The sequence below is a fragment of the Pseudomonas vanderleydeniana genome (assembly GCF_014268755.2).
GTDB lineage: Bacteria > Pseudomonadota > Gammaproteobacteria > Pseudomonadales > Pseudomonadaceae > Aquipseudomonas > Aquipseudomonas vanderleydeniana.
Map to the genome: position 1 here is coordinate 3943848 of NZ_CP077093.1, position 13375 is coordinate 3957222.

General features: G+C 64.0%; 12 protein-coding genes. 5 read left to right on the forward strand and 7 right to left on the reverse strand.

From position 1 onward, the window contains the following. Nucleotides 1-14: 14 nt before the first annotated feature. From HU752_RS17730 to HU752_RS17740, 3 genes are read left to right on the forward strand one after another with little or no spacing between them, the layout of a single operon-like run. Complete coding sequence (locus HU752_RS17730; protein WP_186686008.1) at nt 15-1490, forward strand: mannitol dehydrogenase family protein; 1476 nt, start codon at nt 15-17, stop codon at nt 1488-1490. After that, entirely contained in the window at nt 1487-2977 is a 1491-nt protein-coding gene (gene xylB, locus HU752_RS17735; protein WP_186686005.1) for a xylulokinase, read from the forward strand. Before HU752_RS17730 ends, xylB begins: the two co-directional genes overlap by 4 nt. Nucleotides 2978-2983: 6 nt before the next feature. Next, entirely contained in the window at nt 2984-3922 is a 939-nt protein-coding gene (locus tag HU752_RS17740) for a carbohydrate kinase family protein (protein WP_186686002.1), read from the forward strand. Nucleotides 3923-3972: 50 nt separating this feature from the next. Here HU752_RS17740 and HU752_RS17745 read toward each other — a convergent pair whose 3' ends face one another. Then, a complete protein-coding gene (locus tag HU752_RS17745; protein ID WP_186685999.1) occupies nt 3973-5139 on the reverse strand; it encodes a PilT/PilU family type 4a pilus ATPase in 1167 nt (388 codons plus the stop codon). Nucleotides 5140-5274: 135 nt separating this feature from the next. On the opposite strand from HU752_RS17745, the gene HU752_RS17750 reads away from it, so the two are divergent. After that, on the forward strand, nt 5275-7809 hold the full coding sequence (locus HU752_RS17750) for a PAS domain-containing hybrid sensor histidine kinase/response regulator (RefSeq protein ID WP_186685981.1): 2535 nt from the start codon (nt 5275-5277) through the stop codon (nt 7807-7809). Between the two features lie 58 nt (nt 7810-7867). Further along, nucleotides 7868-8143: a peptidylprolyl isomerase gene (locus HU752_RS17755; RefSeq protein ID WP_186685965.1), complete on the forward strand. Its 276-nt coding sequence runs from the start codon at nt 7868-7870 to the stop codon at nt 8141-8143. Nucleotides 8144-8303: 160 nt separating this feature from the next. On the opposite strand, the gene HU752_RS17760 is transcribed toward HU752_RS17755, so the two are convergent. The 6 genes from HU752_RS17760 to HU752_RS17785 all read right to left on the reverse strand — a co-directional run bounded on the left by HU752_RS17760 (nt 8304) and on the right by HU752_RS17785 (nt 13375). Next, complete coding sequence (locus tag HU752_RS17760; RefSeq protein ID WP_186685963.1) at nt 8304-9230, reverse strand: sugar kinase; 927 nt, start codon at nt 9228-9230, stop codon at nt 8304-8306. A 133-nt stretch (nt 9231-9363) separates the two neighbouring features. Beyond that, nucleotides 9364-10575: an amino acid deaminase gene (locus HU752_RS17765; RefSeq protein ID WP_186685961.1), complete on the reverse strand. Its 1212-nt coding sequence runs from the start codon at nt 10573-10575 to the stop codon at nt 9364-9366. 39 nt (nt 10576-10614) lie between these two features. After that, nucleotides 10615-11379: an IclR family transcriptional regulator gene (locus HU752_RS17770; protein WP_186685959.1), complete on the reverse strand. Its 765-nt coding sequence runs from the start codon at nt 11377-11379 to the stop codon at nt 10615-10617. A 146-nt stretch (nt 11380-11525) separates the two neighbouring features. Then, on the reverse strand, nt 11526-11912 hold the full coding sequence (locus HU752_RS17775) for a RidA family protein (protein WP_186685957.1): 387 nt from the start codon (nt 11910-11912) through the stop codon (nt 11526-11528). 21 nt (nt 11913-11933) lie between these two features. Then, entirely contained in the window at nt 11934-12716 is a 783-nt protein-coding gene (locus HU752_RS17780) for an amino acid ABC transporter ATP-binding protein (protein WP_186685955.1), read from the reverse strand. Beyond that, nucleotides 12713-13375, reverse strand: coding sequence for an amino acid ABC transporter permease (locus tag HU752_RS17785; protein WP_186685953.1), 663 nt, complete (start codon nt 13373-13375; stop codon nt 12713-12715). Before HU752_RS17785 ends, HU752_RS17780 begins: the two co-directional genes overlap by 4 nt.

Consider the following 13375-nt stretch of genomic DNA (forward strand, 5'->3'; position numbering starts at 1 on the left):
AAGAGAACTGCGCAATGAACCTGAACAAACAGAACCTGCACAACCTGTCCGCGCACATCGTCCTACCCGACTACGTGGCGAGCCAAACCCGGCAAGGTATCGCCCATATCGGCGTCGGCGGCTTCCACCGTGCCCACCAGGCCTACTACACCGACGCCCTGATGAACCTCGGCGAGGGCCACGACTGGAGCATCTGCGGCATCGGCCTGCGCCGCGAGGACCAGGGCGTTCGCGACGCCCTGGCGGCCCAGGATTACCTCTACACCCTCTATGAGCTGGGCGACGGCGACGATACCGAAACCCGCGTCATCGCCTCCATCAGCGGCATGCTGCTGGCCCAGGATGGCGCCCAGATGCTGATCGACAAGCTGGCTTCGGCCGAGATCCGCATCGTTTCGCTGACCATCACCGAAGGTGGCTACTGCATCGACGACAGCAACGGCGAATTCATGAGCCAACTGCCGCAGATCCAGCACGACCTGCAGTACCCGGACGCCCCCCAGACCGTCTTCGGGTTCCTCTGCGCGGCCCTGGCCAAGCGGCGTGCCCAGGGCATCCCGGCCTTTACCCTGATGTCCTGCGATAACCTGCCGCACAACGGCGCGGTGACCCGCAAGGCGCTGCTGGCCTTCGCCGCGCTGCGCGATCCCGGGCTACATGACTGGATCGCCGCCAACGTGAGCTTTCCCAACGCCATGGTCGACCGCATCACGCCGATGACCAGTTCCGCCCACCGCCTGCAACTGCATGACGAGCATGGGGTCGACGACGCCTGGCCGGTGGTCTGCGAACCTTTCGTGCAGTGGGTGCTGGAGGACAGGTTCAGCAACGGTCGCCCCGCCTGGGAAAAGGTCGGCGTGCAATTCACCGACGACGTCACCCCTTACGAGGAGATGAAGATCAAGCTGCTCAACGGCAGCCACCTGGCCCTCACCTACCTGGGTTTTCTCAAGGGCTACCGCTTCGTTCACGAAACCATGAACGATCCGTTGTTCGTCGCCTACATGCGCGCCTACATGGACCTGGACGTCACCCCGCAATTGGCGCCGGTACCGGGTATCGACCTGGGTGACTACAAGAACACCCTGGTCGAGCGTTTCTCCAACCAGGCCATCGCCGACCAATTGGAACGGGTGTGTTCCGACGGTTCCTCGAAGTTTCCCAAGTTCACCGTCCCGACCATCAACCGGCTGATCGCCGATGGCCGCGACACCGAACGCGCCGCACTGGTGGTGGCGGCCTGGGCCCTGTACCTCAAGGGTGTCGATGAAAACGGCGTGCGCTACCGTATCCCCGACCCACGGGCCGAGTTCTGCCAGGCACTGGTCACCGACGACACCCTGATCGTGCAGCGCCTGCTGGGCGTGGAGGAAATCTTCGGCACCGCCATTCCCAGGTCCGAGGCTTTCATCACGGCCTTTGAAGACGGCTATAACAGCCTGCGCGAAGTGGGCGTGAGCAAAACCCTGGAGCGCCTGACGCGACCATGAAGCGCAAACTCTACCTCGGTATCGACTGCGGCACCCAAGGCACCAAGGCCCTCGTCCTCGACAGTGTCAGCGGTCAGGTACTGGGCCAGGGTGGCGCGCCTCACGACCTGATCAGCGGCGCCAACGGACGCCGCGAGCAGGACACCGGACAATGGCTGCAGGCCTTCACCCAAGCGACGCACCAGGCCCTGCAGGCCGCACAGGTCGATGGCCAGGCCATCCTCGCTCTCGGTGTCTCGGGGCAGCAGCACGGCCTGGTGCTGCTCGACGAACAAGGCCAGGTCCTGCGTCCGGCCAAACTCTGGTGCGACACCGAAAGCACCCCGCAGAACCAGCAGTTGCTGGACTACCTGGGTGGCGAACAAGGCTCGCTGGAGCGCCTGGGCCTGGTGATCGCGCCTGGCTACACCGTGTCCAAGCTGCTCTGGACCCGGGAACACCACCCGGACCTGTTCGCCCGTATCGCCCACGTCCTGCTGCCTCACGATTATCTCAACTACTGGCTCACCGGTCGCGCCTGTGCCGAATATGGCGACGCCTCCGGCAGCGGCTATTTCGACGTACGCCAACGCGGCTGGGATTTGCCATTACTGCAGCACATCGACCCCGGCGGCCGCTTGCAAAAGGCCTTGCCGGAACTGATCGAGGCCCACCAGCCGGTCGGCCAGATACGGCCCGAGATCGCCCGGCAACTGGGGATCAACCCCCAGGCCGTGGTCGCCAGCGGAGGTGGCGACAACATGATGGGCGCCATCGGTACCGGCAATATCCGCCCCGGTGTGATCACCATGAGCCTGGGTTCGTCCGGTACGGTCTACGCCTATGCCGACCAGCCATTGATCAGTCCCGAGGCCTCGGTCGCCGCCTTCTGCTCCTCCAGCGGTGGCTGGCTGCCGCTGATCTGCACCATGAACCTGACCAACGCCACCGGCGCGGTGCGCGAGTTGTTCAAGCTCGACCTGGATGAGTTCAACAACCTGGTGACGCAGGCGCCGATCGGTGCCGAGGGTGTCAGCATGCTGCCGTTCCTCAACGGCGAGCGGGTACCCGCCCTGCCCCAGGCCACCGGCAGCCTGCTGGGCCTGAGCCTGACCAATCTGACCCAGGCCAACCTGTGCCGCGCCGTGGTCGAGGGCACCACCTTCGGCCTGCGCTATGGCCTCGATCTATTGCATGGCAACGGTCTGCAGGGCGAGAGTATCCGCCTGATCGGCGGCGGCGCGAAGAGCCCTGTCTGGCGGCAGATGGTCGCCGACATCATGGGTACCCCGGTCATCTGCACCGAACAGAGCGAGGCAGCAGCCCTTGGCGCGGCGATCCAGGCCGCCTGGTGCGAGTCAGGAACACTTCACGGCCTGGCCGAACTGTGCGAGCGTTGCGTCAGTCTCGATAGGGGCAGCGAAACCCGGCCCATCCCGGCCCATGTCAGCGCCTATCAACCGATCTATCACCGCTACCGTCAACAGGTCGCGGCCCTTCAAGAGTGAGCATTCATGTATCTGGTCTGTGGTGAAGCGCTGTTCGATTTCTTCAGCGAGCCCGACGCAAGCGGGCAAACCTCGAAAGTGAACTTCAAGGCGATTGCCGGTGGCTCGCCCTTCAACGTCGCAGTGGGGCTGCGTCGCCTCGGCGTGGAGTCCGCGCTGTTCGCCGGGCTGTCCAACGACTACCTGGGACGGCGCCTGCAGCAGGTCCTGCAGGAAGAAGGTGTGCGCGCCGATTACCTGCGGGACTTCGATGCGCCCACCACCCTGGCGATGGTCGCGGTCGGTGCCGATGGCTCTCCCCAGTACAGTTTCCGTGGAGAGGGCTGCGCCGATCGCCAACTGCTGCCGGAGCACCTGCCTCAACTGGATGAGGCGGTTCGCGGTCTGCACATCGGCTCCTACTCGCTGGTGGTTCAGCCGATCGGCGATACGCTGCTGACGCTGGTCCGCCAGGAAAGCGGCCGCCGACTGATCACTCTCGATCCCAACGTACGCCTCAACCCGCAACCGGATATCGCATTGTGGCGCGAGCGTATCGCCGCCCTGGCCGAACACGCCGACCTGATCAAGGTCAGCGACGAAGACCTGCACCTGCTCTACCCCGATCGCGAACCGCAGGATGTGGCCCACGAATGGCTGGAGCAGCGCTGCCAGTTGGTATTCCTCACCCGTGGGCGCCAGGGCGCCAGCGTCTACAGCCGTCGCCATGGGCATTGGTCGGTCGCGGCCCGCGAAGTCGTCACAGCCGACACCGTGGGTGCCGGTGACACCTTCCAGGCGGCGCTGATCACCTGGCTGACCGAGCAGCAGCTGGATTCGGTGCAGGGCCTGGAGCGCCTGGAGAAGGCGCAGATCGACGCGATGCTGGATTTTGCCATCAGCGCCGCGGCCATCACCTGCAGCCGCGTCGGCCCGGACCTGCCCTACCGCCACCAGGTCGCCTGAGTGCGGCAGGTATCAGTAACCCTTTGAAACGACCCGGTCCCTGGTCGACCTCAACGGTGCGGTGATTCACCATCGTCGACCAGCCCCCAATCCTTGACGTCCGGCTGCGGCGCCGCCGCTGGCGGGGCCGGTGGGGTTTTCTGCTGAATCGCTGCGCCGTCCTGGTGCAGCTTCAGGCGCAGGCGCAGGTTGTTCACCGAATCGGCGTTCTTCAGCGCTTCGTCCTCGTCGATCGCCCCTTCCACCACCAGGTTGAACAGCGCCGTGTCGAACGTCAGCATGCCGCTGACCTCGGACTTCTCCATGATGCCCTTGAGCTCGGAGAACTCGTTGCGCTTGATGAAATCGCGAATCGTCGGCGTGCCCAGCATCACTTCGACCGCCGCCCGACGCTTGCCGTCAGTGGTGCGCACCAGGCGCTGGGAGACGAAGGCCTGCAGGTTGTTGCCCAGGTCGTTGAGCAACTGCGGACGGCGGTCCTCGGGGAAGAAGTTGATGATGCGGTCCAGCGCCTGGTTGGCGTTGTTGGCGTGCAGGGTGGAAATCGCCAGGTGCCCGGTGTCGGCAAAGGCCAGGGCGTGTTCCATGGTCTCGCGGTCGCGAATCTCGCCGATCAGGATCACATCCGGGGCCTGGCGCAGGGTGTTTTTCAGCGCGGCATGGAAACTGCGAGTGTCGACCCCCACTTCACGCTGGTTGATGATCGACTTCTTGTGCCGATGGATATACTCGACCGGGTCCTCGATGGTAATGATGTGACCGCTGCTATGCCGGTTGCGGTAGTCGATCAGCGCCGCCAGGGAGGTGGATTTGCCCGAGCCGGTAGCCCCGACGAACAGCACCAGGCCGCGCTTTTCCATGATGGTATCGAGCAGGATCGGCGGCAGCTTGAGGTCTTCGAAACGGGGGATCTCCAGCTTGATGTTACGGGCGACGATGGAGACTTCGTTACGCTGCTTGAAAATGTTGACCCGGAAACGCCCGACGCCCGGCAATGACAGCGCCAGGTTCATTTCCAGTTCGCGGTCGAACTGCTGGCGCTGTTCGGCGTCCATGATACCGTCGGCAATCAGCGCCACCTCACCGGCCTTGAGCGCGTCGGTGCCCAACGGCTTGAGTACGCCATTGAACTTGGCGCAGGGCGGAGCGCCGGTCGACAGGTACAGGTCCGAGCCGTCCTGGGCGGCGAGGAGTTTCAATAAGGCGTGAATGTCCATGGCAACGATGTCCGCAATACAGTCGAAAGAGGTTGAAATGCTCAACCAGGCGTCATTTCAGATTGGCAACGGTCTACAGCTTGGCGGGATAATAGTGCGCCACGCAACTCAAAGCTTCACCTTCAAGGCATGTTTATGAACGGATTGCCCGGCGACAACGACGTCGCCACCCTGCTGGCTCACATGGACTGGTCCCGGACGACCCTCGGCCCGCGACAGGACTGGCCACAGAGCCTGCGCACGGCTGCCGATATCGTCGTCCACGCGCCCATGCCGATGCTGCTGATGTGGGGCCCGGAACGCGTACAGATCTACAACGACGGTTTTTCACGGCTTTCGGGCAACAAACATCCCCAGGCTTTTGGGCAGCCGTTCGAGCTGACCTGGCCGGAATACCTGGAGTTTAGCGCACCGCTGTTACAGGCAGTAGCACAGGGCCATAGCGTCGACCTGGCGGAGCAGCAGTTCATCCTGCAACGCCCCGAAGGCGAACTCGACCTCTGGCTGGACCTGACCTACAGCCCGGTACGTGACGAAGCGGGCGAAGTCGCCGGCGTACTGGTCACCGCCATCGAAGTCAACGAACGGCGACTGCGGACCCTGGAACTGCAGCAGCGTTCCGAGGCGAGCATCAGGGCCCAGCACGACAGCGAGGAGCGCCTGCAACTGGCGATGGCGGCCACCGGCACCCTGGGGACCTGGGACTGGGACATCGACCAGGACCGTTTCGTGACCGATGCCCGGTTTGCCCGGCTGCATGGTGTCGACCCGGCACTGGCGGCACAGACGCCCCTGAGCGTGTACATGGAAAGCGTGCACCCGGAAGACCGTGGGCTGGTGGCACGCGGCATCAAGCACTGCCTGGAGAACAACACCGAGCACGCCGAAGAGTACCGGGTCCAGACCGATGGCCAGATCCGCTGGGTGTTCGCGCGCGGTCGCTGCTACCAGGGCCCCCATGGCCGAGTGCAGCGCTTTGTCGGCGCCGCCCTGGACATCACCGAACGCAAGCAGAACGAACAGGCCCTGCGCCAGAGCCAGACCGAACTGCAGTTGGTGATCAACGCCGTACCGGCGCTGATCGCCTACGTCGACCGTGAAGAGCGCTTTCGCCTGAACAACAGCGCCTACCTCAACTGGTTCGGCAAGACGCCACAGGAGCTCTACGGCAAGACCCTGCGTGAGGTGCTCGGCGACCAGGCCTATGCCATGCGCGCCGAGCACATTGCCTCGGCCCTGGCGGGCAAGGCCTGCAGCTTCAACCTCGACACTCCTTATCGCGACGGGAACATGCGCCATGCCAACATGCGCTACCTGCCACGTTTCGGCCAGGATGGGGCGGTGAACGGTTTCTACATCTTCGTCAGCGATGAAACCGAGCGCAAACGTACCGAAGACGCGCTGCTCAACCTCAATGAAACCCTCGAGGAACGCGTGGCCCAGCGCACACAGGCACTGGCCGAGTCCAACCAGCGCCTGCAGAACGAGATGTTCGAACGCGAACGCGCCGAGGACGCCCTGCGCCATGCCCAGAAGATGGAAGCCGTCGGCCAGCTCACTGGCGGCATTGCCCATGATTTCAACAACATGCTCACGGGCATCATCGGCAGCCTGGACCTGATGCAACGCTACATCGCGGCCGGACGCAGTGCCGAGATCGGCCGTTTTGCCGATGCCGCCGTCAGTTCCGCCCAACGTGCCGCCGCCCTGACCCACCGCCTGCTGGCGTTTTCCCGCCGCCAGTCCCTGGACCGCCGCCGCATCGATCCCAACCAGTTGGTGCAGTCACTGCAAGAGCTGTTCAGTCGCACCAAAGGCGCCCATATCGAGCTACAGGTCCGTCTCGGCCAGGAGGTGTGGCCGGTCAACACCGACACCGGGCAACTGGAAAGCGCCCTGCTCAACCTGGTCATCAACGCCCGCGACGCCATGCCCGGCGGCGGCACACTGCTGATCGAGACCGCCAACAGCTACCTCGACGGCAGCGATATCAGCACCGTGGAGCCGGTCAAGGCCGGGGACTACGTGATGATCGGGGTCAGCGACAATGGCACCGGCATGAGCCCTTCGGTGATGTCCAAGGCCTTCGACCCGTTCTTCACCACCAAGCCGATCGGCCAGGGCACGGGCCTGGGCCTGTCGATGATCTATGGCTTCGCCCAGCAATCCGGCGGTCACGTCACGCTGCACAGCAAGCCTGGCGAAGGTACCTGCGTGCGCCTGTACCTGCCGCGTTTCCATGCCCAGGCGGTGGAAACGGCGCCACCACCGAATAGCCCGCAATCGCCCACCGCGTCGGCCGACGAGTCGGTGATGGTGGTCGAGGACGATCCGGCGGTACGCATGCTGGTGCTCAGCCTGCTCGACGAACTGGGCTATACCGTGCACCCGGCCGCCGATGCCAGGACCGCCCTGCCACTGCTGGAATCGTCGTTGCGTATCGATCTGCTGGTGACCGATGTCGGCCTGCCCGGCATGAATGGCCGGCAACTGGCCGAGATCGCCCGCCAGCACCGTCCCGGGCTCAAGGTGCTGTTCATGACCGGTTATGCGCAGAAAGCCGCCGAACGCCAGGGTTTTCTCGAGGAAGGCATGGACCTGATCGCCAAGCCCTTCACCCTCGACCTGCTGGCCAACCGGGTGCGCGACATGCTCGGCCATTCGAGCTGATTTCAGGCATAATCGCGCAGCCCCGGCAGCCGCCCCACCGTTTCAAGGTAACCCGTCAATGAAAGCCCAAGCCCGCCACATCCTGGTCAAGACCGCCGAGGAAGCCGAACAGCTCAAGCAGCGCATCGCCAAGGGCGAGGCCTTCGACGTACTGGCCAAGAAGTACTCCACCTGCCCGTCGGGCAAGCGCGGCGGCGACTTGGGCGAGATTCGCCCGGGGCAGATGGTGGGGGCCATCGACCAGGTGATCTTCAAGAAACCACTGCGCACCGTGCACGGGCCGATCAAGAGCAAGTTCGGTTACCACCTGGTGCAGGTGTTCTACCGCGACTGAGCCTGAAACCGCGTTATCGTTCTTCGCCGATGAATCGGGCTCCCACAGGGTATGTCCTCAAAATCGGGCGAGTGCTCTACAGATACCTGGTATCAGGAGTGCACCTTGTGGGAGCCGATTCATCGGCGAAGAGGCCGGCAAGCACAACACACCGCCTGGGTCAGCCCCTGGGGATCAACGCCCCACGCACCTGAATCACCCGACTCGCCAAGCGATGCCCCGCCAGTGCCGCCGCCCGCGGATCGCCACCGGTCAAGCGACTGGCCAGGTATCCGGCGCTGAACGAGTCACCTGCGGCGGTAGTGTCCACCACCGTTTCAACCCGCTGCGCCGGCACTTCGAACGCCTCGCCCTCGCACTGGACCAGGCAACTCTCGGCACCACGCTTGACCACCACCTCGGCCACGCCAAACGCCTCGCATGCGCCGAACACCGCGCCGGCATCGATGTGGCCGAACAACGCCTGCTCGTCCTCCAGGGTCAAAAGGGCCAGGTCGACATAGGGCAACACGGAACGATAAGCCGCCCGCGCCTGCTCGACGCTCGCCCACAAGCGAGGCCGGTAGTTGTTGTCGAAGACCACCCGTGTATCGCCCTCACGCGACTGGCGCAACACTGCAAGCAGCTTTTCTCGGCCGACCTCACCAAGCACCGCCAGGGTGACACCGCTGAAATACAGCACATCGTAGTCCGGCAGCGCAGCCAGGACCGGCTCGGCAGCCGGCGTATCAAAGCACTCACGGACCGCCGCTTCGTTGCGCCAGTAAAGAAACTTCCGCTCACCGCGCTCATCCGTCTGGATGCAGTACAAGCCGGGCAGACGACCCGGTAGGCGCTGGACCTGATCCAGGCCAATACCTTCTTCAGCCCAGATCCGGCACATGGCGTCGCTGAAGCTGTCATCGCCCAGGGCGGTGACGTAATCCACCGAACCGCGCCCGGCCAGTTCGCGGGAGAGATACACGGCGGTGTTCAGGGTGTCGCCGCCGAAGCTCTGCTGCAGGCTGCCATCGGCGTGTTGTTGCAATTCGATCATGCACTCGCCGATCAGGGCGATCCGCGGTGGCGGCAGGGTCAATCTACTCATGCTGAAAGCCTCGTGTTGGCAGGTCCGCCCCCTTCGCGGATAAATCCAGCTCCCACAGGATGGGCGCGCACCTGTCATCGGGGTGTGCACCTGTGCCTGTGGGAGCCGGATTTATCCGCGAAGCGATCTCAAGTCAGAAACAGGTCTCGAAGGTCTCGACCACCCGCAACTGCTCATCGACGATGCAGCCCACCCGCCACTTGTCGAAGGTCAGGCACGGGTGGGAAGTGCCGAAGGAAATGATATCCCCCACCCGCAGCTCACACCCCGGCGCCACGCTCATGAAGGCATGCTGGTCCATCACCGCCGTGACCTTGCAGGCACTGACATCCTCGCCCACAGCCGGCAACGCACCGGCCTTGTAGCGCAGCAACGGCATCGGCAGCCCGGCATCGAACGCCACGTCGCGCTTGCCCAGGGCGATTACCGCAAAACCCGGCTCCGGCATCGACTGCACATGGGCCCAGACCTCCATGGCCGGACGCAGCCCCTCCTCCAGGTCGGAGCGGCGATGCAGCACGCAGCACTGCGCCTCCTTGTAGATGCCGTGGTCATGCGCCACATAACTGCCGGGACGCAGCACACTGAGGAAACGCCCGTCGGCATTCTGCGCCTTGAACTCCTCGGCGATCAGGTCATACCAGGCCGAGCCGGAGGCGGTGATGATCGGCTTGTCCCGGGCGAAGGCGCCGCTGTCCTGCAACTGTACCGCCAGGCGTACCAGGGAGCCGGCAAAGGCGCGAATCCCGCTGACCGCCTGCTCGCCATGAATCACCCCCTCGTAGCCTTCGATACCGGTCAAGGCCAGCGCCGGTTGGGCCTGGATCGCCTGGGCGAGATCGAGCACCTGCTGCTCGCTGCGGCAACCGCAGCGGCCACCGACCACGCCGTACTCGATCATCACGTTGAGTGTCAGGCCTCGGTTGGCGAAGAACTCGCCAAGGGCCACGACGTTATCCGGATGATCGACCATGCAGTGGAACTCGAATTGCGGGTCGGCCAATAGTTCGGCAACCAGCGCCATGTTCGGCGTGCCGACCAACTGGTTCGCCATCAGCACCCGTCGCACCCCGGCGGCGTAGGCAGCGCGGGTCTGCACCGCGGTGGCCAGGGTCAGGCCCCAGGCACCCTGGGCCAGTTGGCGCTGAAACAACGCCGGGACCATGCTGGTCTTGCCGTGGGGAGCCAGCTCGGCACCGCTGCGGCGTACGAAGTCCTGCATCCAGCGGATATTGTGCTCCAGCGCCGCACCGTGCAGGACCAGGGCCGGCAGGCTGACGTCACTGACCAGTTGGGCGCCGATGGCGGCCGCGCCTTTTTCCACCAGGGGAAGGTTGACAGGCATGTTCAAGACTCCTATGGAGGCGGCCGCAAGCAGCCGCTGCTAATCGTTGATACGACGCGCCAGGTTGTTCGCGCTGTCGATCAGCACCCGGCGATAGTCGTTGTAGTTATTCTTCGCATCCGCCCTCGGGGCGACGATGCACAGGGTCGCGATGCAGATACCGCGCTCATCCTTGACCGGCGCGGCGAAGCAATGGGTAAAGGTGTCGGCAACGCTGTCGAAGGAGAAGAACCCGTCGATCCCGGCCTGGCGGATTTCCTTGAGAAACACCTCCAGCGGCAGGCGCTGGCCATCGGGCAGGATGAAATCGTCGGGGTCGATCAGGTCGACGATGGCCTGGTCGCTCAAGTGCGCCAGCAGCAGGCGCCCGGAAGCGGTCCAGGGAATCGGGGCGTTTTCACCGATATCCGAGGAAATACGAAAATGCCGCTCGCCCTCCTTCATCAGCGCCACCGTGTACTTGCGCCCGTTGAGCAGGCACATCTGTGCGGTTTCACGGGTCTGGCTGACGATTTCCTGCAGGGCGTGGTCGGCCTCGCGGCTCAAGTCGAAGTGACGCAGGTGCGCCTGCCCGAGAAAGTACAACTGGCGGCCCAGATAGACATGCCCTTCCTTGCCGACCGGCTCCAGGATGCGTCGCTCCAGCAGCGACGCCACCAGCTCGTAGACGGTCGACTTGGGGCTGCCGATACCACCGGCAATATCATTGGGACGCAGTGGCTGGCCGACCTCCTTGAGGTAATCGAGGATATCGAACGCCCGGTCCAGCCCCTTTGCGCGGCGCTTGATGGTGTCTTCGGTCATGATCAGTGCAATCCCATTGAAAAATTGCCGGGGAGTTTACCCAGAGAGCCACGGTGATCGTTAGGGCCTCTTCGCCGGCAAGCCCGGCTCCCACGGACGCGACAAGCCTGCAGGAGCGCGGCCTGCCCGCGAACGGCGCCCCAGGCTCACTTCTTCCGGTAGGCGATACAGTCGATCTCGACCTTGCAGTCGACCATCATGTTCGCCTGTACGCAGGCCCGCGCCGGCGCATGCTCGGGCTTGAAGTACTCGGCGAACACCTTGTTGAAACTCCAGAAGTCCCGTGGGTCTTCCAGCCAGACCCCGGCCCGTACCACATCCTCCAGGCCATAGCCGGCCTCTTCGAGAATGGCGATCAGGTTCTTCATGGTCTGGTGCGTCTGCTCGACGATACCGCCGCTGATGATCTCGCCATCGACCGCCGGCACCTGGCCGGACACGTGCAGCCAGCCATCGGCTTCGACGGCCCGGGCGAATGGACGCGGCTGCCCGCCTCCTGCGGTGCTGCCAGTGCCGTAACGAGTAATGCTCATGATGTGCTCCTTGAGTGAGAGTTAAAAACGGGTGTTCTTGAGAAATTCCGCCAGGCGCGGCGACTGCGGACGCTCGAACAGTTCCTTGGGTGGTCCCTGTTCCTCGATGCGCCCCTGGTTCATGAAGACGATCTTGTCCGAGACCTCGAAGGCAAAGCGCATTTCATGAGTGACCAGGAGCATGGTCATGCCCTCCTCGGCCAGGCCCTTGATCACCGCCAGCACTTCACCGACCAGTTCCGGGTCCAGTGCCGAGGTCACTTCGTCGAACAGCATCAGGCTCGGGTTCATGGCAATGGCCCGGGCGATCGCCACCCGCTGCTGCTGGCCGCCGGACAGTTGCCCCGGATAATGATCGCGGCGCTGCAACAGACCGACCCGCTCCAACCATTTCTCGGCCAGGGCCACGGCCTGGTCCCTGGGCAGCTTCTTGACCTTGAGCAGGCCCAGGGTGACGTTCTGCAACGCCGTCAGGTGCGGAAACAGGTTGAACTGCTGGAACGCCATCCCGGTCATGGCCCGATGCTGGGCGATGACTTTCTCCGGATGGCGAACGCGCTTGCCGTCCACCTCGCTGTAGCCGATGGACTCGCCATCGAGGGTGATCTGCCCACCCTGGAACTCTTCGAGCAGATTCACGCAGCGCAGCAGCGTGGTCTTGCCCGAGCCGCTGGAGCCGATCAGCGTGACCACGTTGCCACGCTGCATGTCCAGGTCGACGCCCTTGAGCACTTCGAGCTGGCCGTATTGCTTGTGCAGCCCGCGAATGCTGAGCAGTGCTTGCTTGTCGTTTGTCGCAATCATGGCAACGCCACCCGCTTTTCAATGTGCCGACCGAGCAGTTCGATGGCGTAGTTGATGATGAAGAACAGGAACCCGGCGAACAGGTAGAACTCCAGGGTCATGAAGGTCCGTGCGATCACCTGCTGGGTGCTGAGCAGCAGCTCGGCCACACCGATGACCGACAACAGGGTCGAGGCCTTGACGATCTCGGTCGACGAGTTGACCCAGGTCGGCAGGATCTGCCGCAGCGCCTGGGGCAGCAGCACGTAGCCCAGGGCCTGGAAGAAGGTCAGGCCGATCGCCTGGCTGGCCTCCATCTGTCCACGGGGAATGGCCTGCAGCGAACCGCGGACGATTTCCGCGACGTGCGAGCCGCAGAACAGCGTCAGGCCCAGGGCTCCGGCCTGGAACGCGCTGATCTGCCAGCCCAGGGCCGGTGCCATGTAGAAACAGGCCAGCACCAACACGAACACCGGTGTCCCGCGGATCAGGTCGACATAGAGCCGAAATGGCAGGCGCATCCAGACATTGCCGTAGGTCAGCACCAATCCGGCGACGATGCCGATCAAGGTACCGCAGACGATCGCCAGGGCCGAGCACTGCACGCTGGTCAGGAAGCCCTGCCACAGCGGCTCGCGAGCGACCCACAGCTCATGCAGCCAACTTGGGGATTCGTACAT

Coding starts and splice junctions, on each gene's coding strand:
- HU752_RS17730 (WP_186686008.1), top strand. CDS start 15: ATGAACCTGAACAAACAGAACCTGCACAACCTGTCCGCGCACATCGTC.
- HU752_RS17775 (WP_186685957.1), bottom strand. CDS start 11,912: ATGAGCATTACTCGTTACGGCACTGGCAGCACCGCAGGAGGCGGGCAG.
- HU752_RS17760 (WP_186685963.1), bottom strand. CDS start 9,230: ATGAGTAGATTGACCCTGCCGCCACCGCGGATCGCCCTGATCGGCGAG.
- HU752_RS17770 (WP_186685959.1), bottom strand. CDS start 11,379: ATGACCGAAGACACCATCAAGCGCCGCGCAAAGGGGCTGGACCGGGCG.
- HU752_RS17740 (WP_186686002.1), top strand. CDS start 2,984: ATGTATCTGGTCTGTGGTGAAGCGCTGTTCGATTTCTTCAGCGAGCCC.
- xylB (WP_186686005.1), top strand. CDS start 1,487: ATGAAGCGCAAACTCTACCTCGGTATCGACTGCGGCACCCAAGGCACC.
- HU752_RS17785 (WP_186685953.1), bottom strand. CDS start 13,375: ATGTACGAATCCCCAAGTTGGCTGCATGAGCTGTGGGTCGCTCGCGAG.
- HU752_RS17780 (WP_186685955.1), bottom strand. CDS start 12,716: ATGATTGCGACAAACGACAAGCAAGCACTGCTCAGCATTCGCGGGCTG.
- HU752_RS17755 (WP_186685965.1), top strand. CDS start 7,868: ATGAAAGCCCAAGCCCGCCACATCCTGGTCAAGACCGCCGAGGAAGCC.
- HU752_RS17750 (WP_186685981.1), top strand. CDS start 5,275: ATGAACGGATTGCCCGGCGACAACGACGTCGCCACCCTGCTGGCTCAC.
- HU752_RS17765 (WP_186685961.1), bottom strand. CDS start 10,575: ATGCCTGTCAACCTTCCCCTGGTGGAAAAAGGCGCGGCCGCCATCGGC.
- HU752_RS17745 (WP_186685999.1), bottom strand. CDS start 5,139: ATGGACATTCACGCCTTATTGAAACTCCTCGCCGCCCAGGACGGCTCG.